Origin of the sequence: Buchnera aphidicola (Hyalopterus amygdali) (genome assembly GCF_964059015.1) — a bacterium.
Taxonomy (GTDB): Bacteria; Pseudomonadota; Gammaproteobacteria; order Enterobacterales; family Enterobacteriaceae; genus Buchnera; species Buchnera aphidicola_BN.
In genome coordinates, this window is record NZ_OZ060383.1 from 581,982 (window position 1) to 604,299 (window position 22,318).

The 22,318-nt window shown below is 23.3% G+C and carries 19 protein-coding genes, 3 tRNA genes and 2 pseudogenes; 7 read left to right on the forward strand and 17 right to left on the reverse strand.

The window, feature by feature from the left end; all coding sequences use genetic code 11:
• The first annotated feature begins 21 nt into the window (after nucleotides 1-21).
• Entirely contained in the window at nucleotides 22-792 is a 771-nt protein-coding gene (gene murI / locus AB4W74_RS02825; protein ID WP_367681937.1) for a glutamate racemase, read from the forward strand.
• Here murI and sbcB read toward each other — a convergent pair.
• Nucleotides 779-2,242 (reverse strand): exodeoxyribonuclease I, encoded by a 1,464-nt coding sequence (gene sbcB, locus AB4W74_RS02830; RefSeq protein ID WP_367681938.1) that lies wholly within the window; start codon nucleotides 2,240-2,242, stop codon nucleotides 779-781. The two genes, murI and sbcB, sit on opposite strands and share 14 nt — an antisense overlap.
• An 84-nt stretch (nucleotides 2,243-2,326) precedes the next feature.
• Between sbcB and AB4W74_RS02835 the strand changes: the two genes are divergently transcribed.
• Nucleotides 2,327-2,635, forward strand: coding sequence for a DUF496 family protein (locus AB4W74_RS02835; protein WP_367682261.1), 309 nt, complete (start codon nucleotides 2,327-2,329; stop codon nucleotides 2,633-2,635).
• Nucleotides 2,636-2,650: 15 nt separating this feature from the next.
• Here the strand turns inward: AB4W74_RS02835 and AB4W74_RS02840 are convergent.
• Nucleotides 2,651-2,723 (reverse strand) — tRNA-Asn (locus AB4W74_RS02840).
• Nucleotides 2,724-2,857: 134 nt separating this feature from the next.
• Here AB4W74_RS02840 and AB4W74_RS02845 point away from each other — a divergent pair.
• Nucleotides 2,858-2,930: transfer RNA gene (locus AB4W74_RS02845), tRNA-Ile, on the forward strand.
• Nucleotides 2,931-3,019: 89 nt separating this feature from the next.
• Nucleotides 3,020-3,678: pseudogene (gene pyrE, locus AB4W74_RS02850) on the forward strand (orotate phosphoribosyltransferase).
• 2 nt (nucleotides 3,679-3,680) lie between these two features.
• Here the strand turns inward: pyrE and dut are convergent.
• The 14 genes and pseudogenes from dut to pgi form a co-directional block, all read right to left on the reverse strand.
• The gene (dut, locus tag AB4W74_RS02855) at nucleotides 3,681-4,139 is read right to left on the reverse strand and encodes a dUTP diphosphatase (protein ID WP_367681939.1); all 459 of its coding nucleotides are present in this window, start codon (nucleotides 4,137-4,139) and stop codon (nucleotides 3,681-3,683) included.
• 30 nt (nucleotides 4,140-4,169) lie between these two features.
• Entirely contained in the window at nucleotides 4,170-4,925 is a 756-nt protein-coding gene (cysQ, locus tag AB4W74_RS02860; RefSeq protein ID WP_367681940.1) for a 3'(2'),5'-bisphosphate nucleotidase CysQ, read from the reverse strand.
• A gap of 45 nt (nucleotides 4,926-4,970) precedes the next feature.
• On the reverse strand, nucleotides 4,971-5,423 hold the full coding sequence (rplI, locus tag AB4W74_RS02865; protein ID WP_367681941.1) for a 50S ribosomal protein L9: 453 nt from the start codon (nucleotides 5,421-5,423) through the stop codon (nucleotides 4,971-4,973).
• Between the two features lie 70 nt (nucleotides 5,424-5,493).
• A complete protein-coding gene (rpsR, locus tag AB4W74_RS02870) occupies nucleotides 5,494-5,724 on the reverse strand; it encodes a 30S ribosomal protein S18 (RefSeq protein ID WP_367681942.1) in 231 nt (76 codons plus the stop codon).
• 64 nt (nucleotides 5,725-5,788) lie between these two features.
• Nucleotides 5,789-6,130, reverse strand: coding sequence for a 30S ribosomal protein S6 (gene rpsF / locus AB4W74_RS02875; RefSeq protein ID WP_367681943.1), 342 nt, complete (start codon nucleotides 6,128-6,130; stop codon nucleotides 5,789-5,791).
• A gap of 172 nt (nucleotides 6,131-6,302) precedes the next feature.
• A complete protein-coding gene (gene rnr / locus AB4W74_RS02880) occupies nucleotides 6,303-8,507 on the reverse strand; it encodes a ribonuclease R (protein WP_367681944.1) in 2,205 nt (734 codons plus the stop codon).
• 137 nt (nucleotides 8,508-8,644) lie between these two features.
• Nucleotides 8,645-9,937, reverse strand: a complete 1,293-nt coding sequence (locus AB4W74_RS02885) for an adenylosuccinate synthase (RefSeq protein WP_367681945.1) — start codon at nucleotides 9,935-9,937, stop codon at nucleotides 8,645-8,647.
• Between the two features lie 36 nt (nucleotides 9,938-9,973).
• Complete coding sequence (gene hflC, locus AB4W74_RS02890; RefSeq protein WP_367681946.1) at nucleotides 9,974-10,894, reverse strand: protease modulator HflC; 921 nt, start codon at nucleotides 10,892-10,894, stop codon at nucleotides 9,974-9,976.
• Nucleotides 10,895-10,898: 4 nt separating this feature from the next.
• Nucleotides 10,899-12,119 carry an FtsH protease activity modulator HflK gene (gene hflK, locus AB4W74_RS02895; RefSeq protein WP_367681947.1) on the reverse strand — a complete coding sequence of 407 codons (1,221 nt, stop codon included), beginning with the start codon at nucleotides 12,117-12,119 and terminating at the stop codon, nucleotides 10,899-10,901.
• A 252-nt stretch (nucleotides 12,120-12,371) separates the two neighbouring features.
• Nucleotides 12,372-13,261, reverse strand: a pseudogene (gene miaA / locus AB4W74_RS02900) (tRNA (adenosine(37)-N6)-dimethylallyltransferase MiaA).
• A 35-nt stretch (nucleotides 13,262-13,296) separates the two neighbouring features.
• Entirely contained in the window at nucleotides 13,297-15,030 is a 1,734-nt protein-coding gene (mutL, locus tag AB4W74_RS02905) for a DNA mismatch repair endonuclease MutL (RefSeq protein ID WP_367681948.1), read from the reverse strand.
• Nucleotides 15,031-15,058: 28 nt separating this feature from the next.
• A complete protein-coding gene (locus AB4W74_RS02910; RefSeq protein WP_367681949.1) occupies nucleotides 15,059-16,222 on the reverse strand; it encodes a mannitol-1-phosphate 5-dehydrogenase in 1,164 nt (387 codons plus the stop codon).
• A gap of 19 nt (nucleotides 16,223-16,241) precedes the next feature.
• On the reverse strand, nucleotides 16,242-18,185 hold the full coding sequence (locus tag AB4W74_RS02915) for a PTS mannitol transporter subunit IICBA (protein WP_367681950.1): 1,944 nt from the start codon (nucleotides 18,183-18,185) through the stop codon (nucleotides 16,242-16,244).
• A 167-nt stretch (nucleotides 18,186-18,352) separates the two neighbouring features.
• The gene (gene pgi, locus AB4W74_RS02920; protein ID WP_367681951.1) at nucleotides 18,353-20,005 is read right to left on the reverse strand and encodes a glucose-6-phosphate isomerase; all 1,653 of its coding nucleotides are present in this window, start codon (nucleotides 20,003-20,005) and stop codon (nucleotides 18,353-18,355) included.
• A gap of 160 nt (nucleotides 20,006-20,165) precedes the next feature.
• On the opposite strand from pgi, the gene orn reads away from it, so the two are divergent.
• The 3 genes from orn to AB4W74_RS02935 all read left to right on the forward strand — a co-directional run bounded on the left by orn (nucleotide 20,166) and on the right by AB4W74_RS02935 (nucleotide 21,809).
• Entirely contained in the window at nucleotides 20,166-20,702 is a 537-nt protein-coding gene (gene orn / locus AB4W74_RS02925) for an oligoribonuclease (protein ID WP_367681952.1), read from the forward strand.
• Nucleotides 20,703-20,768: 66 nt separating this feature from the next.
• Nucleotides 20,769-20,844 (forward strand) — tRNA-Gly (locus AB4W74_RS02930).
• Nucleotides 20,845-21,119: 275 nt separating this feature from the next.
• A complete protein-coding gene (locus tag AB4W74_RS02935; RefSeq protein WP_367681953.1) occupies nucleotides 21,120-21,809 on the forward strand; it encodes an N-acetylmuramoyl-L-alanine amidase in 690 nt (229 codons plus the stop codon).
• Nucleotides 21,810-21,932: 123 nt separating this feature from the next.
• On the opposite strand, the gene rpmE is transcribed toward AB4W74_RS02935, so the two are convergent.
• The gene (gene rpmE, locus AB4W74_RS02940) at nucleotides 21,933-22,151 is read right to left on the reverse strand and encodes a 50S ribosomal protein L31 (protein WP_367681954.1); all 219 of its coding nucleotides are present in this window, start codon (nucleotides 22,149-22,151) and stop codon (nucleotides 21,933-21,935) included.
• Nucleotides 22,152-22,318: the final 167 nt, after the last annotated feature.

Consider the following 22,318-nt stretch of genomic DNA (forward strand, 5'->3'; position numbering starts at 1 on the left):
TATATTATATATATAAAAAAAGTGCTAATAATTGATTCCGGAATAGGTGGATTATCTGTATTAAATAATATAAAAAAAGAATTACCTAATATACACTATATTTATATGTTAGATAATGAAGCGTTTCCTTATGGAAAAAAAAGAGATAATTTTATAATAAAAAGAATGATTAAAATTATTAATATAATAAAAAAAAATTATCCAATTAAAATTGTTATACTAGGGTGCAATACAGCAAGTACAATATCTTTATCTATTTTAAGAAAATTTTTTAATATCCCTATTATAGGAGTTTTACCTACTTTAAATACTGCTATTAAAACAACAAAAAATAAAATTATTGGTTTAATCGCAACTGAAGGAACAATTAATAGTACTTATATAAAAAAAATGATCTATCAATCTTCTTTTCGATATAATATAAAAATAATAGCTACAAATGAACTTGCAAAAATTGCTGAAAAAAAAATTAGAAAATTATCTATTTCAAATGCAAAATTAAAAAAAATTTTTAATCCATGGATACTACTGCCAATTCCACCTGACACAATTATACTAGGTTGCACACATTTTTCTTTTCTTAAAATAGAAATTAAAAAAAATTTTTATAATCAAATTAACTTTATTGATCCAGGAGAAATAATTACTAATGAATTAAAAAAAACATTTTGTTCGGAAAAAATTAAAAAAAACATTTTATTATGTTCAAAATATAATAAAAAAATTAAACAATTATTATTTTTTTTAAAAAAATATGAATTTAAAAAAATACAGGAAATTAATTTAAATTAATATTTTTATAAAATAAATCTTTATATTGCTTAAAAACATATTTTAATAAATCATGCAGTAATCTGATTTTTTTTTCATCGTTAGAATAAATTTTTAACAAAATTTCAATTTCATTTATATATCCTTCTTTAAATAAAAAGTTAAATTTTTTTAAACAATAATTTAACCATTTTTTCTTCTCATTTTTATTTAATATATAAAAAAAATTACGTGCTTTGTAACGAAAAAATAATTTTTTTAAACGAATATCCTTAAACTCTAATTGTATTTTATTTAAAAAACTTGGTTCCGTTGAGCTAACTTTTTTTATTAATTTTTTATCATATAAATTAAAAAAGGCATCATAAATTTGTAAATCTACATTAGAATGTTGTTTACTATTACTATTTATTTTTAATAAAACTTTTTTAATAAAATTTACTATAAAATAATTTTTCTTTATTAAATTTATTCTCCTTTTATATAAATCAATGTTGAAATTTAATCGATTAGTATCTTCTTTTCGAACTGATTCTATTGGTGCTAAAATAGGACAACGATTTAAATATATTAATATAATTCCTAAATCAAATAAATTTTTACTTGAAACGTTATCAATAGACATAATCTTACAAAAAGTAATTAATTTTTTAATATTTTTAAATAAATCAATTGATATCAATATGTTTTTATTATGTTCATCCCATAATAATGGTAATATACAACTAATATTATTACGTTGAGATCCAAAATAATTGGACACATGTATTATTGGAGTAAAAGATTTTACATTGATTAATTTATATAGTTCATTTTTTTTTCTATATTTGAAAAAAAAATCAAATAATTTTGGTTGTTTTTTTTTTATTAATTTTGCTAATTCAATAGTAGCATATACATCTGAAGTAGCATCGTGAACGTGACTATGTGATATACCATTAATTTTAGATAATTTTGAAAGATTAAAAATAGGAAATCCAGATTCATTTTTTGGCCATTTTATACCACTTGGTCGCAAAGCATAACATGCTCTGGCAATATTTAGTAAATCCCAACGAGAATTGTTATTTTTCCAACTCCATTCATAAGGATCTAAAAAATTACGATATAAAATATTTCTTGTGATTTCGTCATCGAAATGAATATTATTATATCCTATAATGCAAGTATTAGGTTTTGAAAAAATATCATTTATTTTTTTTGAAAATTCATTTTCATTAAGACCATTTTTCTTTACATATGAAGGGGTAATACCAGTAATTAAAATAGAATATGCATTAGGAAAATAGTCATCTGGTGGAAAACAATATAAGCAATTTGGTTCCTCAATGATATCTAAGTTTTTATTTGTTCTAATAGAAGAAAATTGAGCTGGTTTATCTAAAGATGTATGTGTTCCAAAAGTTTCATAATCATAGAATAAAAAATTTAATTCATTTTTTTTAAAAAAATTGGTTGTATCTTTTTTCATATAAATTTTAATAAATAGAAATTATTAATCCTCACTTTCATATTTTTAAAAAATATTAAATATAATTATCAAAGGTTGTTAAATATAATGAACACAAAAAAAACATTCAAAAATGTATTAGAATTTGTACATAAATTTAGAAGAAAAAATAAAATAAAAAGAGAGATATCTGATATTGAAAAAAAAATTAGAGATAATCAAAAAAGAATATTATTACTTGATAATCTTAACCAATATATTGTTCCAGATATGAAATATGAAGAAATTAAGAAAATAATTTTAATGATGAAAAATGATTATGAAGACAGAATTGATGACTATATCATCAAAAATGCTGAACTTTCACAAGAAAAAAGAAATTTATCAAAAGAATTAAAAATAATTTCTGATTAATAAATCTTATTTTATCTCCCCTGACTGGACTCGAACCAGTGACATACGGATTAACAGTCCGCCGTTCTACCAACTGAACTACAGAGGAATAGATTTATTTATATCAAAAAATTACACATATGTCAAATAGATATAAAAATAAAATTTAACTTAAAAAAAAAGTAAAAGAACTATAGATTATTAAAAGAAATTCATTTATAGTATAATAATAAAAAAATATTTGGCCCCTTAGCTCAGTGGTTAGAGCAGGCGACTCATAATCGCTTGGTCGCTGGTTCAAATCCAGCAGGGGCCATAAAAAATAAAAAAAAATATAAAAAATAAATATCATTAGTATTCAAGGTATCAATAAAAAAATTTTCACTACATCTAGGACTGAATTTTATGGAATGGAAAAAAGAATTTATTGAATTTATTTTAAAAAAAAAGTCTTAAACTTTGGTAAGTTTATATTAAAATCTGGCAAAATAAGTCCTTATTTTTTTAATTCAGGATTATTATCAACCGGTGAAGATATTAATAAAATTGGTTCTATTTATGCCCGTGCTATAATTGATTTAAATATTAAATTCGATATGTTATTTGGAACTGCCTACAAAGGAATCCCTATTGTAGTAGCTACTTCTATAGCATTAAAAAATCAATATAACTTAAACATTCCATATTCTTTTGATAGAAAAGAAAAAAAACAACATGGAGAAAAAGGATATTTAGTTGGAAATGAAATAAGGAAAAAAAGAATTATTATTTTAGATGATGTTATTACATCCGGTATTTCAATAAACCGCGCCGTTAAAATAATAAAAAAAGAACAAGGTGAAATATCTTCAATTTTTATTTTATTAGATCGAAAAGAAAAAATAAAAAACTATTCAAACTTAGATAAAAAAAATAATTTTAAAAATATAAAAAATTACAAATTTCATTCAATAATTACGATTAATGATCTTATATACTATCTTGAAAGACAAAAAAAACTTAAAAAATATGCATTACAATTAATTGAATATCATGGACAAAACACTTTTTTTGTTCAAAAATAATACTAAATACCTGAATGACCAAATCCATTTAAACAACGAGCAGTATCTTTTTCGAAATTTTCAACTATAGAAAATTTAGGTTTTAAGATAGGAACGAATATTATTTGGGCAATTCTATCATAAGGATAAACTAAAAAATCTTTCGCACTTCTATTCCATAAAGATATCATCAATTCACCTTGATAATCTGAATCAATTAATCCAGTTAAATTTCCTAGAACAATACCACTTTTATGACCTAATCCGGATCGAGGTAAAATCAAAGCAGTAATATAAGGATTATGAATATGTATCGCAATGCCTGACGGTATCAAAACTACTTTTTTAGAAGATAAAATTATCTTCTCTTTTATACTCGCTCTAAGATCTAAAGCAGAAGATCCAGGAGTTGCATATTTAGGTAATAAATTCTTATTTTTTTTAATTTTTGGATTTAATATTTTAATTTTAATTGTGTTCATAAAAGTCTATTTTAGTATTTTATAAAAATATCAAGATGAAGCTAAAAAACCAGAATTAATTAAAGACGATCGTTGAGACAATGAATAATTTAATTCTTTTCCATCCCATGTCTTTACTGTTCCGCCTGCTGCAGTTAGAATAGCATGACCGGCTGCCGTGTCCCAAATAAATGTATTTCCAAACCTTGGATATATTTGGACCTTTCCTTCAGCTAAATAACAAAATTTTAATGAAGAACCTAATTTTTTTATTTTATAATTAGTATTAATTTGATTTAAAAAAATATCTAATTTTTTATGAGGATGCGAACGACTGATAACAAGCAATAGTTTTTTTGTTTGTGAAACAGAAATTTTTTTTGTATATCCTTTTTTTTTATTTTTTTTCCATGCTTCTTTTTTATTAGAAAAATATAAAATATCAAAAAAAGGAGCATATATTACGCCTAATACGGGTATACCTTTCTTAATTAAACTAATATTTACTGTAAATTCGCCATTTTTTTTTAAAAATTCTTTTGTCCCATCTAATGGATCAATTAACCAATAAGTATGCCAATTTTTATAATTTTTAATATTGTGTGATTGTTCTTCAGATAGAATTGGAATTTCCGGAGAAATTAAAGATAATCCCTTTTTTATAATATTATTTGATTTATAGTCAGCATCAGTTACCGGAGTATTATCTGACTTATAAAAGATATTTTTTGATTGTTTTGTAGAAAAATAACAATCCATAATAGCATGACCGGCGATTTGTGCTAAATTACAAACTTTTTTTAACATTCAACTACATACCGTATATATTAAATTTATTTTTAATATCATTATTTATTTTTTTGCAATAATATTTACTATAAAAGATTCATGTACATCATTATGAGGTTGAAAAGAAACTTTATGCTCTCCTACATGACGTAATACTCCATTTGGTAATCGAAGTTCTTTCTTATTTATTTTAATACCTAATAAATTCATTTCTTTAATAATATTTCTAATTCCTATTGAACCAAATATTTTTCCTTCCTTACCAACTTTTGAAGGAATTGTAATAGATTTTATTTCTTTTATTTTTTCAGCACGAGATTGAGCAATGCGTAATTTACTAATATTTTCTTTTTCTAACTTAATACGCTGAGCCTGAAAAGATTCAATATTCTTTTTATTAGCTAAAATCGCTTTTCCTGTAGGAATTAAAAAATTTCTAGCATAACCAGATTTAACATTTATTATCTCACCAGAATTGCCTAATGTTTTTATTTTTAATAAAAGAATTACTTCCATTTTTTTATGTTTCTCTCTTATTTTCTATTTGTTTTACAATTTTTTAAATATTTTTCTTAATGAATTAATATTAGTGATGCTGATCAGTATATGGAAGTAATGCAAGATAACGTGCTTTTTTAATAGCTCTAGACAATTGCCGTTGATATTTAGCTCGAGTACCGGTGATACGACTAGGAACAATTTTACCGTTTTCTGTAATATAATTTTTTAGCATAGTAATATCTTTATAGTCTATTTCTTGAATTCCTTCTGCAGTAAAACGACAGAATTTTCGACGGCGAAAGTAGCGTGCTGCCATGATTTCAACTTCCTCTTAAATAAACATGTAAATTTTTTAATAAAAATATATTTAATATATAAATTTATTTTTTTTCTTTTTTCTCTTCTTTTAATTTCATTACAGGTGATAAATCGCTTATTGCTTTTTTTACAGACATAATAATATTTCTAATAACTATATTATTAAATCGAAAATCTGTTTCTAATAAATTAATAGTTTTAGGAGAAGTTTCTATATTCATCAAAATATAATGTGCTTTATGTAATTTGTTAATAGGATAAGATAGTTGTCGTCTACCCCAATCTTCTAAACGATGTATAATACCAAGATTATCATGAATCATTTTTTTATATTTATCAATTATTATAGATACTTTTTCACTATAGTCTGGATGAATCATAAAAATTATTTCATAATGACGCATTAAAAGTAATCCTTTTGGATATTTTGTCTTTTTTATTAAAATGTAGTATTACTATTTTGAAAAAAAAGAATATTAATAAAAAAAGATACTATATTTATATATATTTTATTTTAATTTTACTAAAAAATCAATAAATTTCATTTTTTTTAAGATCTATTCACAAAAATGTAAGTTATTTAGACATACACAAAGACAATTCTATCTTACGCTCATTAATATTTACAGCAATAACTTTTACCTGTAAAATATCACCAAGACAATAAGTGTTTTTACTAAATTTTCCAATTAATTTTAATCCAATAGAATCAAAATAGTAATAATCATCACTTAACGATGCTATACGAACTAATCCATCAATAAAATATTGGTTTAAACGAACAAAAAAACCAAACGTCGTCACATTTGAAATAACACCTGTAAGTACATTACCAATTTTCTTTTTCATAAAATCACATTTTAACCAATCGATAACATCTCTAGTAGCTTCATCTGCTCGTCTTTCTGTCATTGAGCAGTGTATACCTATTTTTTTCATTTCATTCATATTATATAAATTACTTTTATACAAACTTTTTTCTTTAAGAAAAATTGTTTTTTCTTTTAACAATAATTTTTTAATAACTCTATGAGTTATAAGATCAGGATAACGTCTAATGGGGGAAGTGAAATGAACGTAACTAGATAAAGATAAACCAAAATGACCACGATTTTCTGGATCATATACTGCTTGTTTCATAGAACGTAATAATATATTTTGAATTATTTCATAATCAGTACGATTAATAATCTTTTTTAAAAAATTTGAATAATGTATAGATTTTGGTACTTCTCCTCCTAACAAAGATAATTTAAATCTTTTCAAAAAAGATCGAAAGTTAATAACACTATCTTTACTAGGACAATCATGATTTCGAAATAAAACAGATAATTGATATTTTTCAATAAATTTAGCTGAAGCTACATTAGCTAATATCATACATGATTCAATAAATTTATGCGCATCATTTCGAATATTTTGATAAATTTTTTTAATTCGAAAATGCGTATCTAATATAAATTTAGTTTCAATATTTTCAAAATAAATACCTTTTTTAGATATATTATATCTTTTTAAAATTTCTTGTAAAGAGGATAAATTTTGAATATATTTCAATACATTTTTATATTTAAAACAAAGTTCAGGATCACCATTCCATATTTTAAATATTTCATTGTACGTAAAACGTCCATGGGAACATATTACTGCCTCATAATGTTTATATTCAAGTAATTCTCCTTTATTTGATAAATTCATTTCACAAATTAAGCACAAACGTTCTACATTTGGATTTAAAGAACAAATATCTATAGATATCTTTTCTGGCAACATAGGTATAACTAAAGAAGGGAAATATATGGAATTTCCTCTTTTTAAAGCGTCTTTATCTAACGCTGTACGAGGTTTAATATAATAGCTTACATCAGCAATTGCTACCCATAAAATCCATCCATTTTTTCCATTGTTTTTTTTTTTACAAAAAATAGCATCATCAAAATCGCGAGCATCTTCCTCATCAATGGTAAAAAATGGTATATGTCTTAAATCTATGCGGTCTTTTAAATCTTTTTTATTAATCGTATTTTTTATTTGAGATAATTGTTTTTTTGCTTTTTCTGACCATAAATAAGGAATACAATGTGTACGTAATGCTATATTAATAGCCAAATTTGTTTCCATTTCTTTTCCAAGAACTTCAACTATTCTTCCTTTTATCTGAGTATTCTTTTGAATAGAATGTTGCTTTAAATTAACAACCACAATAGATCCTATGGAAATTTTTGTACTAAATATAACTGGTTTAGAAATAAATATTTTAAAATTAAATCGACTATCGTTCGGGATAACAACGTCTTTTTTATTATCTATATAATATTGACCTATAATTAAAATTTTATTCGGTTTCAATCTTTTTAATACTTTAGCAATTTTTTTTCCTTTTCTCTCAGATTTGATAATATGAGCTACAACAATATCTCCATGAATACATAATTTCATTTGTTCTATTGACAACCAAATATCATCTTTAAATTTCTCTGTCCTAAGAAAACCGTAACCATCTCTATGGCCAATCACTTGTCCTTGAACTATTTTTTTATTTTCTAGAGTAATGTAATAATCATTATAAGTACGTATAATTTGATTATTTCGTTGCATTAATTTTAATCTATGATGTAATGCTATTTTCTCTTCTTGGTTATAAATATTAAATTTGAGTTCTATTTTTTTTTGATTAATTAAATCTTTAGAATTTTTTAATAAAAATAAAATTTTTTCTTTACATGGAATAATATTATTATATTTCTTATTTTCTTTTTTTTGGTAGGAATCTACTACCATATTTACTTCTCCGCTTATATTTTTTTAATATATATTTAAATTAAACCTATAAAAAAATAAATAATTATTTATTTAATTAATTAAAATTATTAATATTTTTTTTAAATTACATCAAAATATACATAAAAATTTGTAATTTAAAAAAACAATTTTTTTACTAAAATAGTATCTAAACGATCTGGACCTGTAGAAATAATATCAACAGGAATTTTTGCTATTTTTTCAATATGATGAATATAGTTTCGAGCTTCTTGAGGCAAATCTTCTATATTCTTAATACCTGAAGTTTTTTTCATCCATCCTGGATATACTTCATATATTGGAATTATATTATTTAAATTAACATTAGAAAAATTGTTGTAATTCTCTAAAGAATTAATGTTTTTGTAAGATGTACAAATTTTTATTTCTTTTAAATTGTCTAAAACATCTAATTTTGTTATACATAATGCAGATAAAGAATTAATTTTAACTGCATAACGTAAAGCAACTCCATCAAGCCATCCAGTACGTCTTTTACGACCAGTTGTAGATCCAAATTCTTGACCTGTTGTAGAAAGATAATGATCTACATCATTAAACAATTCAGTCGGAAATGGACCTTGTCCTACTCTTGTAGAGTACGCTTTAGTTACTCCTAATATATAATCTAAATTTTTAGGTCCCAGACCTGTTCCAGTCATTACCCCACCTATAGTGCTATTAGAAGAAGTAACATATGGATATGTCCCATGATCAATATCTAAAAGACTACCTTGAGCACCTTCAAAAATAATTCTTTTTTTATCTTTAATAGCCTGATGTAAAATATTAGTAGTATCCTGAATCATATCATAAATAAAATCTGTTATTTCCAATAAATCTTTTAAAATATTTTTATAATCTATTGGTTTACATTTATAAAATGATACTAATTGACTATTATAATAATCAACTATTATTTCTAATTTTCTGGATAATTCTTTTTTATTTTTTAAATCTCCTATTTGTAAAGAACGACGTGCAATTTTATCTTCATAAGCAGGACCAATCCCACGACCTGTTGTACCAAGTAAATAATTTCCTAATTTTTTTTCTCGAGCTAAGTCCATTTGAATATGATAAGGTAAAATTAAGGGTGCTGATGGAGAAATATAAAGACGTTTATTAATAAAATAACCATTTTCTTCTAACATCTTAATTTCTTTAATTAATTCAAAAGGAGAAATTACTACTCCATTTGAAATAATTCCAATTACATTAGGATATAATAATCCTGATGGAATTAAATGAAGAATAATCTTTTTTTTATTTACAACTAAAGTATGACCTGCATTATTGCCTCCATGGTATCGGACTACATAAGAACTATTTGAGGATAAAAAATCGACTATCTTTCCTTTACCTTCATCACCCCATTGAGTACCAAGTATCACAATGTTTTTTTTCATTCTTTAAATACCTATATATTGAATTCATTGTAAGAATTAATTTTTTAATATTTTGTCCATATATTTAAAAAAATCATTATCTGAATTAATTAACATTATATCATTTTTATTAAAACTTTTCTCATAAGCATGCAAACTACGAATAAAAAAATAAAAATCAGATTCTTTAGAAAAAGCTTGTGAAAATAATTTAGCTACTTCTGCTTCTCCTTCACCTTTTATAATCAAAGCTTCTTTTTTTGCTTCTGCTAATATCATAGACACTTTATAATCAGCATTTGCACGTAATTTTTCAGCTTTTTCTTGACCTTGAGAACGTTGACTTCTGGCAACTGCTTCTCTTTCTGCTCTCATTCTATTATATATAGCATCAGATACTTCTATTGGTAAATTAATTTGTTTAATACGTACATCTATTACTTCAATTCCTAAAGCTTTCATGCTATTAATGTTAATTAATGATGTTTTTTCTATATTCATAGTTCCTTCATTTAAAGAATGAAGAACATCTGTTGTCAACCTTCCTCGTGAATCATTTACAATCTCTTTTACATTAAGACGTCCTATTTCAGAACGTAATCGATCGCTAAACTTTCTTTTTAGTAAAACTTCAGCTTGAAAAGTATCTCCACCTCCAGTAGATAAATAATAACGACCAAAATCACCAATACGCCATTTAATATAAGAATCAACAATAAGATCTTTTTTTTCTTTTGTTACAAAGCGATCTGCTTGGTTATCCATAGTATGAATACGCGCATCTAACATTTTAATGTTTTCTATGAATGGAATTTTAAAATGTAAACCAGGATTATATACAAGAGTTTTTTGTTGATTGTTTTTTAAAACTTTTCCAAATTGAAGTACAATTCCACGCTCACCTTCTTTTACAATAAAAAAAGAAGAAGAAAAAAGAAGAAGAAAAAAACTTAATATACAAATAATAATTTTATTCATATGTTTATTTTCTCTCTATATTTTTAATATTATTACGGATAGAATCTGTATAACGTTGTTTTGAAACAATATTTGGCGACAATGAAGAAAACGAATTAACTTTTTTATTTTCTTCTAAAGAATAAGAATTATTTTTCAATGTATTAATTTTATTTTTAACAAAAAATTTTTTATTCAATTCAACTTCACTAAAAATATTATTTAAAGATAAAAATAATTTTGAATCATTTTTTTTGTCAATAAAAATTTTATTATTTTTACTTAATATTTTTTCCATTGATTCTATATAAAGACGTTGTAGAGTCATTTTTTTATTTTTTTTATATTCAGGTAAAATTTTTAAAAAACGCACTACTTCTCCTTGAGCTTCTAAAATAATACGAGAAGAATATGCTTTAGCTTCTTCTAAAATCCTTTGTGCTGTTCCATGTGCTTTTGGTTGTACCTCATTTGAATAGGCTTCAGCTTCACGAACATATTGTTCACGATTTTCACGAGCGGCAATAGCATCATCAAAAGATGATTTCACTTCTTCTGGAGGTCTGGCTGTTTGAAAATTAACATCTAATATAGTTATTCCTAATGCATAAGGTTTAATTGTTTCTTCAATTTCTTTTTGAGTATCACTTCGTACTAAAGTACGTCCTTCAGTTAAAACTCTATCCATAGTTGAATGTCCAATAACCCCACGTAACGCACTATCAGTTGCTTGACGTAAACTATCGTCAGGATAAAAAACAGAGAAAAGATAATCAGCAGGATTAGTAATTTTGTATTGTACGTTCATTTCTACACGTACTACATTTTCATCTGAGGTTAACATAATACCAGATGTTGCTAATTCTCGAACACTTTCAACATTGACTGCTTTTACTTCACTAATAAAAACTGGTCTCCAATTCAATCCTGGTTGAACTAAATGACTAAATTTACCAAAATTTGTAATTACTCCACGTTCAGCTTCTTTAATTGTATAAAAACCACTTAAAAACCAAACAAAAAAAAGTATAAAAACTATAAAAAAAAATGGATTGACTTTCTTTTTTAACATATTTGGAGAACTAGATGTTTTATTGATTATAATATTGTTAATATTATATAAAAACCTTTTTAAATCTAATATTATTTTTCTTTCATTATTTTTTTCACCTTTTTTTTCTTGACTCTTCTCTTTCCCCCAAGGATCTAGTTCTGGTTTATTATAGTTAAATTTATTCCAGGCCATTTTATGCCTCATTTTATTAGTTTTATTGCTTATCAATAATTATCAGAAAAATTAACTTAAATAATGACATTAATTTTAATTAAAAAATATTAATTAGAATTAATATATGCCAATAAAAAAATTTTATTTTTTTATAAATATAATCTAATAAAATTAATTAATACATAAAAAAATTAAAATTAATGAAAATTTATATTTTTTTAAAAAATTATTTTTTATCTAAAATTTACTAAAAAAATTAAATATCTATTTTTATTTAATTATTTCTAAAATTTTATTAAGCAAATAATTTGGATTATTATCATAAAAATAGTGCACATTTTTCCATTTTTTTAACCAAGTTATTTGATGTTTAGCTAATTTTCTTGTTGCAAAAATTATTTTTTTAAACATTTCCTCATAACTAATTTTATATTCAAGATATTCCCACATCTGACGATATCCGATACATCTCATTGATGGTAAATTTTTATGTATATCTCTTCTAAAAAATAAGTTTTCAACTTCTTTTTGAAAACCCAACATTAATATTTTTTTTACACGCATTTCTATTTTTTGATATAACCATAATTTATTTTTTGGTAAAATAGAATATTGAATAATATCATATGGTAAATAATTATTTTTTTTGTTTTTTAAAAAAGTTAAAGTCCTTCCAGATAGATAAAAAATTTCTAATGCTCTTATTAATCTTTGGGTATCGTTTTGATGAATACGATTGGCAGATATAGGATCTATTGAAATTAACTTTTCATATAAGAAATTTTTATTATTTTTTTTTTTCTTAATAAATATTTACGAATTTCAATGTTTGGTCTAGGTAAATCAGATATTCCATGTAACAACGTTTTATAATAAAACATTGTGCCACCAACAAGAAATGGAATTTTACCAATGCTTAAAATACTTGAAATCTCTTTTAATGCATCTTTTCTAAATTCTGCAGCAGAATAAATCTCAGTAGGATCTTTAATATTTAACAAACGATGAGGATGTTTTTTTAAATCTGAAGTATCTGGTTTATCTGTTCCTATATTCATATTACGGTAAATTAATGCAGAATCAACACTGATTATTTCTATTGGTAAATATTTTCTAAGATAGATAGCAATTTTGCTTTTTCCACATCCAGTTGGACCCATTAAAAAAAAAACAATGGGTTTTTTTTCTTTAGAATTTATATTTTTAATGTGCATAATAATGTATCAATATCTATTTTTTTTAATAATTGAGATGAAGGTTTTTTAAATACAGAAGGATAAAAATTTTCTACCTCTAATAATAATGAAGTTCCATCTATGTAATTCCATTTTTTTTTTTCTATTAATATATTTTTATCAAACCATTGTACTATATCTTTAACATAAATCTTTTGTTTTAAACAAAAAAATGAAAGAAAATTAGATAATAAATCAACTTTTTGACCTTTTAAAAAATCAGGAATACTATTGAAGGTAATGGAAGTACTTTTTAAAAGAAATTTAAAACCAAATTGTAATAATAACTCCTTGTTATTAAAAAATATCTCACCTTTCTGAAAATTAAAAAAAAATGTAAAATGAAATGAAAAATTTTTAGGTATTATATGATTTTTAATCATATTTTTTAATTTATATTGATTAACGATTTTTTTTAAAAATGGAAAAGAAATTAAAAAAAAACTAGAGTTATATATCAATCCATAATAATTTTGAAAAACGATTAACAATCTGCCAAGAGAAAAACAATTCTTTTTGAGAATCATTTGAGAATGGGAACTAAACATATCATTGGAAAACATGTCTTTATATAAATTATTCTTTTGATTGTTTAAAGAAACGTTATATTTTTTATCCAACTGTAAAAAAGAAGAATTATAATCTTCACACTCATTCAAATTTTTTTTATAAGAAAAACTATTTTGAAAATATTTCATATTTGATTTTTTCAAATGAAACAAAAGAGATTTATATAAAAAAAAATAAATTAAGTTTTCTTCACGAAATTGAATATCTCTTTTAGTAGGATGAATATTAACATCTATTTTATTAGGAGGTAACGTAATATAAATTACAAAAGATATTTTTTTTCTACTACCTATAACTTCATCAAAAGCACGAAAAACCGCATTTTTAACGAGTTTATTATTAACATATCTATTATTAATGTAGGAATATTGTATCTTTTTAAAAGGTAAATGAGAAAAAATTAACCAACCAAAAAATATAATATCTTTTATTTCTTCTTTTATTTCCAATACAGAATTTATATCAATATCATTAAATATCTCTTTCAATCGATAAATTTTATTTTCATTTTTTTTTATTGCATTAAAATATAAAACATGCTTTTTGTCTCTTTTAAAAGAAAAATTAACATGAAAATGAGATAAAGCTATCTTTTTTATTATTTCAAATATTTTTAAACATTCTAAATTCTTATTTTTTATAAATTTTAAACGAATAGGAATATTATAAAATAAATTTTCTACTATCACAGTAGTTCCTAATGGATGTGCGATAGGTTTTAATGTAGTTAAATAAGACATTCCTTCTGAATATATATTCCATCCTATATTTTTATGTTTATAACATGAAATGACATTAATTCTTGAAATAGATCGAATACTAGATAAAGCTTCACCTCTAAACCCAAATGTATTAATATTATTTAAATCTATAATAGTATGAATTTTACTGGTAGCATGGGGTGAAATTGCAAGTAATAATTCATTTTTTTTAATACCATAACCATCGTCATTTACAATTATAGATTGTAAACCATTTTCTTTAATACTAATATTAATATTTTTTGATTTAGCATCAATACTATTTTCTATAAGTTCTTTAACAACAGATGATGGTCTTTCAATTACTTCTCCAGCTGAAATTTGGCTAGATAAATTTGCTGATAATATACGAATAGTTTGCATATAAACTCATTCTCTAATATAAATATTTTTAAAAAGATTTTAATATAGAATTATATTCTTTAATAATTATATTTATTTCTTTTCTTTTCATATCTAAATTAGTTACTTTAACTAAAGTTTTTTCAATACCAATATTTTTTATTAAGGAGGATAATTTGATAGATTCAATGTCATTTTTATTTTTATAATGTAAAGCAGCAGCAATACCTCGGACTAAATTAAAATATGGGAAATTATATTGTATGGCACCTAAAAAAGGTCTAATTAAACGTTCATCTTGACTTAACTTTTGTATTGGATTACGTCCAATACGTTCAATTCTATCTGAAAAGATAGGGTTTTTAAAACGATTGAAAATTTTATTAATATAAGAAATATGATCTTTTTTATTAAATTTATATCTTTTAATTAAAACTATTCCACTTTCGTTCATGGCATTTTTTACAATATTTTCTATAGTAGAATTAGAAATTGTTTCATATATGTTTGTATAGTTTTTTATAGAACCTAAATATGCTGCTATAGCGTGACCTGTATTAAGAGTTAAAAATTTTCTATCTATAAAAGATATTAAATTATCACTTACTTTCATATCAATTATTTCAGGAATTTTTCCTTTAAACTGATTTTTATCAACAATCCATTCTTGAAATTTTTCAGCAATCAAAGATAGATTATTTTTTTCTTCTGAAGAAGAGCAAGTGGGTATAATTGTGTCAATACTACAATCTACAAAACCAATGTATGTATCAATATAATTATGATATTTAATAGGTATTTTATTAAGTATACTCTTTTTTAAATAAGAGCTAGCTCTAATTTTATTTTCGCATGCAATAATATTTAATGGTTTAATAGAATTGCAACGAATTTTTAAAATAATTCCTTCTAAAAGAGACATAGCTACTTTATCAAGAGCATTCGGTCCAACTGCAGTTGTAATGAGATCTACATTAGAAATAATGTTTGAAATTTTTGGATCAGAAAAATGCACAGCAGTGATATTTTTTATATATATATTTTTTTTAAAATTATCACTAATTAATTTGATTTTATATTTTTTATAATGATTAATAGAGTTAATAATATTCTGATTTATATCTGAAAAAATTAAATTAAAACCAGAATTTGATAATACTCTTCCGATAAAACCACGACCAATATTCCCCGCCCCAAAATGTAATGCTTGCATAAAATGATTCCAATTAAAATTATTTCTTTGTGATATTTAAATTTAAATATGATAAAATTTCTTTAACACTGTTTGTTGTAGATAATTTAAAGATAACGTCTTTATCATCTAGTGCATTAGTAATTTTACTAACTACCATAACATGTTCATTGTTTTTTGCAGCAATACCAATAACAATATAAGCAATATCATCTGCATTTTCTCCAAAATGAACACCTTTTGGAAATTGACAAAAAACTACACCAGTTTTTAAGATAGAATCTTTCGCTTGAATAGTACCATGGGGTAGAGCCACTGATTCACCCAACCAAGTAGAAGCTATTTTTTCTCGATCAAGCATTGCATTAATATAATTAGTTTTAACATATCCTTGTTCCACTAAATATTGACCAACAATTTTAATTGCTTCTTCTTTGTTTTTAGCACTTTGATTAATAAAAATGTTTTTTTCACTTATTTCAAAAAATATTTTTGGCAAAATTTCTTTTTTAAAATTATTATTTATCTCGGAAATATCGTCAAATTCGTTATGAATATTCTTATAGGAAAATTGGTTTGTGGATAATTTTTTTACTAAATTGTCATAAAAATCATTATCAAGAAAATTTATTAATGATATATGTTGTGCATCAGGAGCATATTTTTTTGCTCGATTAGTTAGATTCTTATGTGTAATAACTAGATCTACATTTTTAGGTAATAAATGAATAGCAATATTAGAAACAGAAATATGTACTAAATTCTTGCTGACTATTTTTTTTCGAAGAATACTTGCCCCTATAGCACTTGAACCCATACCTGCATCACAAGCAATGATAATTTTTTTTATATTTTCAATATTTTTAATATTGTTAAAAAAAATATATTTTCTTTTATTTTTTTTTGATAAATTAATTGATTTTTTATTAAATACTTTTCCAAAATTTTTATTTTTTCCTAAATTTTCAATACAGTGGAATTTAAAAAAGAAAAAAGAACTAATAAAAGAAACCAAAAAAGAAGAAAATATAGAAAAAATATTAATAAGATATAAATCTTTTTTTGTCATAGCTAAAATAGATAAAATAGAACCTGGTGATACAGCAGAAATTAATCCACCTTTAAAAAAAACCAGCATAAAAATACCTGTCATACTTCCTAATATCAAAGATATTATTAATATTGGTTTCATTAATATATAAGGAAAATAAATTTCATGTACTCCTCCTATAAATTCAATAACTGCTGCTCCTCCTGAAGATTTGTATAGTTCTCTATCTCCGAAAAAAAAACAGGCTATTAATACACCTAATCCTGGTCCGGGATTTGATTCTATTAAAAAAAATAAAGAACTTTTACTTTGTGATATTTCTTGAATACCCAAAGGAGTAAAAATACCATGATTTATTGCATTATTTAAAAATAAAACTTTAGCTGGTTCTGTTATAAAGGAAATTAATGGCAACAAATTATAATTTATAGCAATTTTTATTAATTCTCCTAAAGAGTGAGACATCCATTGAATAAATGGACCAATAAAAAAAAATGAAATAATTGTTAAAAATGTTCCAATAATAGCTAGAGAAAAGTTATTAACCAACATTTCAAATCCGCTTTTAATTTTATTTTTAATTATTTCATCAAAAATTTTTATTATCCATGCGCTTAATGGACCAGCAACCATGCCACCTAACAACATCGGTATATCTGCACTCATTATCATACCTATAGTTGCAATACTGCCAACTAAACCACCTCTTTCACCTGAAATTAAACGACCTCCAGTATATCCTATAAGAATAGGCAGAAGATAAAAAATCATAGGGGGGATTAACTGAGCTAATATTTTATTAGGCTGCCATCCTAATGGTATAAACAAAGCATTCATAATCCCCCATGTAATAAATATACTTATATTAGGCATAATCATATTACTTAAAAATTGACCAAAATTTTGTATTTTTAACTTTATTAAAGTTAGCATGAAGTTTTTCTCATATTTTATATATATAAACGAGGACGTTTTTTATCAATTAACCTTAATAGGTATTTCTTTTTAATAAAAAAATATTTTTTAATACCTACTATTATTTTATTAATACAATAGAAAATTTTTTTAATATTTAAAAATTAAAAAAAGAAAAACTAATGTTATTTTTTTAAAAAATTTTTATAAAACTTAATTAGACCTTCAGTCGAAGAATCATAAATTTTTTTATTTTTTGCTTTTTCGTGAAGTCTGGAATAAATATCTGTAGCTAATTTTTTACCTATTTCAACACCCCATTGATCAAAACTAAAAATATTTAATATATGACCTTGAACAAAAATTTTATGCTCATACAACGCAATTAATATACCTAAATTATAAGGTGTTATTTTTCTTAATAAAATAGAGTTTGTAGGTTGATTTCCGTGACATATTTTAAAAGGTAAAATTTTATTTATTCTTTCTTGATTATCTTTTATAATAGCATTATCTTCGAAAAAATTGGGATGATTTCCAAAAGCAAGCGCTTGAGTCTGAGCTAAAAAATTAGATATTAGTTTTATATGATGATCATCTAAATAATTATGAGAAAGAACAGGTATAATAAAATCACTTGGAATTAATTTAGTGCCCTGATGCATTAACTGAAAAAAAGCGTGTTGACCATTCGTACCTGGTTCACCCCAGATAATAGGTCCAGTATTATACTCAACTTTTTCCCCATATTTATCAACTGATTTACCATTAGATTCCATATTAGATTGTTGAAAATACGCAGCAAAACGATGCATATATTGATCATATGGAAATATTGCTTCTGTTTCAGAACCAAAAAAATTGGTATACCAAATACTAATGAGAGCTAATAATATAGGAATATTTTTATCATTTGAAGTATTATAAAAATGATTGTCCATAACATGTGCTCCTTCCAAAAATTTTTCAAAATTATCATATCCAATAGATAAAATAATTGATAATCCAACAGAAGACCACAATGAAAAACGACCACCTACCCATTCCCAAAATTTAAAAATATTTTTTATATTAATTCCAAAATTTACAGCATTCTTTATATTAGCTGATAAAGCAAAAAAATGGTTATTTAAAGCATCATTTTTTTTAAAATAATCTAAAAACCAAGATTTTGCACTATTGGCATTAGTTATTGTTTCTTCTGTAGTAAATGTTTTTGATGCTATTAAAAATAATGTTGTTTCAGGATTGATCTTTTTTAAAACTTCAGAAAGATGTGTACCATCTATATTAGAAACATAATGAATGTTTAAATGATTTTTATATGGACGTAATGCTTCTGTAACCATATAAGGACCTAAATCTGATCCACCAATCCCTATATTAACAATATCAGAAATTGATTTACCTGTATAACCTTTCCATATCCCATTAATAACTAAATCTGAAAATTCTTTCATTTTTTTAAGTACATTGTTTATTTCTGGCATAATATTCAAACCATTTAATAAAATTGGAAAGTTACTTCTATTACGTAAAGCAATATGTAATACAGGTCGATTTTCAGTTATATTAATTTTAGACCCAGAAAACATCAAATGAATAGCAGATTTAATATTCATTTCTTTTGCTAAATCTAATAATAACTTTAAAGTTTTTTTAGTAATGCGATTCTTTGAAAAATCAAATAATATTTCATTATCAAATAAAATAGAAAATTTTTCAAATCGATGAAGATCATTAGAAAAAAGATCCTTTAAATGAATATTTTTGATATCTTCAAAATGATTTTTTAAATTTTCCCAAGATTTAGTTTTAATAGGACTTATAATTTTCATCTTGTTGGTCTCAACTAAAATTTTATGTATTTAAAGATATATATTTTTTATTAAATTTTTATTATACTATATTCATCATTTTTTTAACTACAAAAATGCAATTAAAAAAATATAATTTTTTAAAATTTAATTTTTTATAGCATAAAATTTATAAAAAGTTATGACAATTAATAAAAAAAATTTAATTTGGATTGATTTAGAAATGACTGGATTAAATGCCGAAATACACCGAATTATAGAAATTGCTACATTAGTTACAGATATTAATTTAAATATAATTGCAGAAGGTCCAGTTATAGCTATTTATCAAAAGAAAGAGCATATCTTAATGATGGATGAATGGAATACCAAAATACATAAAAAAAACGGATTAATAAAAAGAGTAAAAAATAGTATATACAATGAATCACAAGCTGAATATGAAACTATATTATTTCTAAAAAAATGGGTTCCAATTCAATCATCACCTATTTGCGGTAATAGTGTTTATCATGATAGAAAGTTTTTAAATCGATATATGCCTAATTTAGATAATTATTTTCATTATAGATGTATAGATGTTAGTACTATTAAGGAATTAGTATTACGTTGGCGTCCTGCAATGTATAAAAAATTTAAAAAAAAAAATCATACAGCACTAGAAGATATTCATGAATCTGTAATGGAATTAAATTTTTATAAAAAAAAGTTTTTTTAAAAGAAAGCTTGATAAATAGATTTTATCTATATAAAATGTATTAGATTAAAATTTTTATATTTTTTTGCGGGAATAGCTCAGATGGTAGAGCACAACCTTGCCAAGGTTGGGGTCGCGAGTTCAAATCTCGTTTCCCGCTCCATAAATTTATTAAACCAACTATATAATAATTAAAATATACTAAAAAATAGCATTGCAAAAAATAATATATTATAGATAAGGAAAATTTATGATTTTTCATTCCTCCTATAACTGGATTATACTTTCTATTTTATTAATTACCTTTCAAATACAATCTGAAAATAAATTTAATTCTAAAATACACCATTCGCAGAAAAATAAATATTTTTTTTTAATCAAATAAAAAAAGAAGAAAAAAAACAAAATGTTTCTAAAAAATCAAAAAAAATTATTATAGTGATAGATCCAGGTCATGGAGGACAAGATCCAGGAGCAATAAATAATCTCGGTTTACAAGAAAAAAAAATAAATTTAAAAATCGGGATAAAGCTTAAAAATATACTACAAAATAGTAAAATGTTCTACCCGATTTTAACACGATATAACGATTCCTATATTTCTTTAAAAAAAAGAACAGATTTTATAAAAAAAAATCACGTAAACTTTTTAATATCTATCCATGCAGATTCTTCTAAAAAAAAATATGTATCAGGTGCATCAATTTGGATTAGTAATAAAATTAGAATGCATCGCGAAATTGATAATTTTATAAAAAATAAAAAAGAAAAAGTATATTTTTCTAAAAATGTTCAAAATATACTTAAAAAAAATAAATATAATTTTTTTTTAAAAAAAACCATTCTTGATTTACAATTTAATAATTTTCAAAAAATGGAAATTAACTTGTCTAAATATATATTTCAACAATTTAAAAAAATCACAAAATTAAATAAAATGCATCCAAACTATGCTAGTTTGGAAATATTAAGTGCAATAAATACTCCCTCTATTTTAATAGAAACTGGATTTATTACAAATTTTTTAGAACAAAAAAAATTAAGAACAGATAAATATCAATATCAAATTGCAAATGCTATTTATCTTGGTTTAAAAAATTATTTTCAAAATACATCTCTCTCATTTTAAAAATACGTAAAACTATTTTATAAGGAATCTTTAGAGAATATTCTAAGCATATCAATAGAATTAAAGGTATGCTATTGAAGATACTTAGAATAAAAAAACAACTAATTATTAATTAAAGTACAACTACATCGTATCTTTATTGATTATTTTAAAACGTTTTTGAAATCTTTTAACTCGGCCTCCAGTATCAATAATTCTTTGTTTTCCAGTATAAAACGGATGACATTTAGAACATATATCTAAATTTAAATTATGATTAATAGTTGAAAAAATTTGAATTACATTTCCACATGAACAGGTAGCTGTTATCTGCGAATAAGCAGGATGTATTTTTTTTTTCATAAAAGTTTTCCTAAGTATGTTAAAAAATTTATTCTATTATACGATTATTATCTAATAATAATTAATATTTTTCATCCAAACGTGATATCTAAAAAAATATGTATAGCGATCCAAATAAAATTAATTTAACTAATTTTAAAAAAATAAATAAAAAAAAAGAATATATT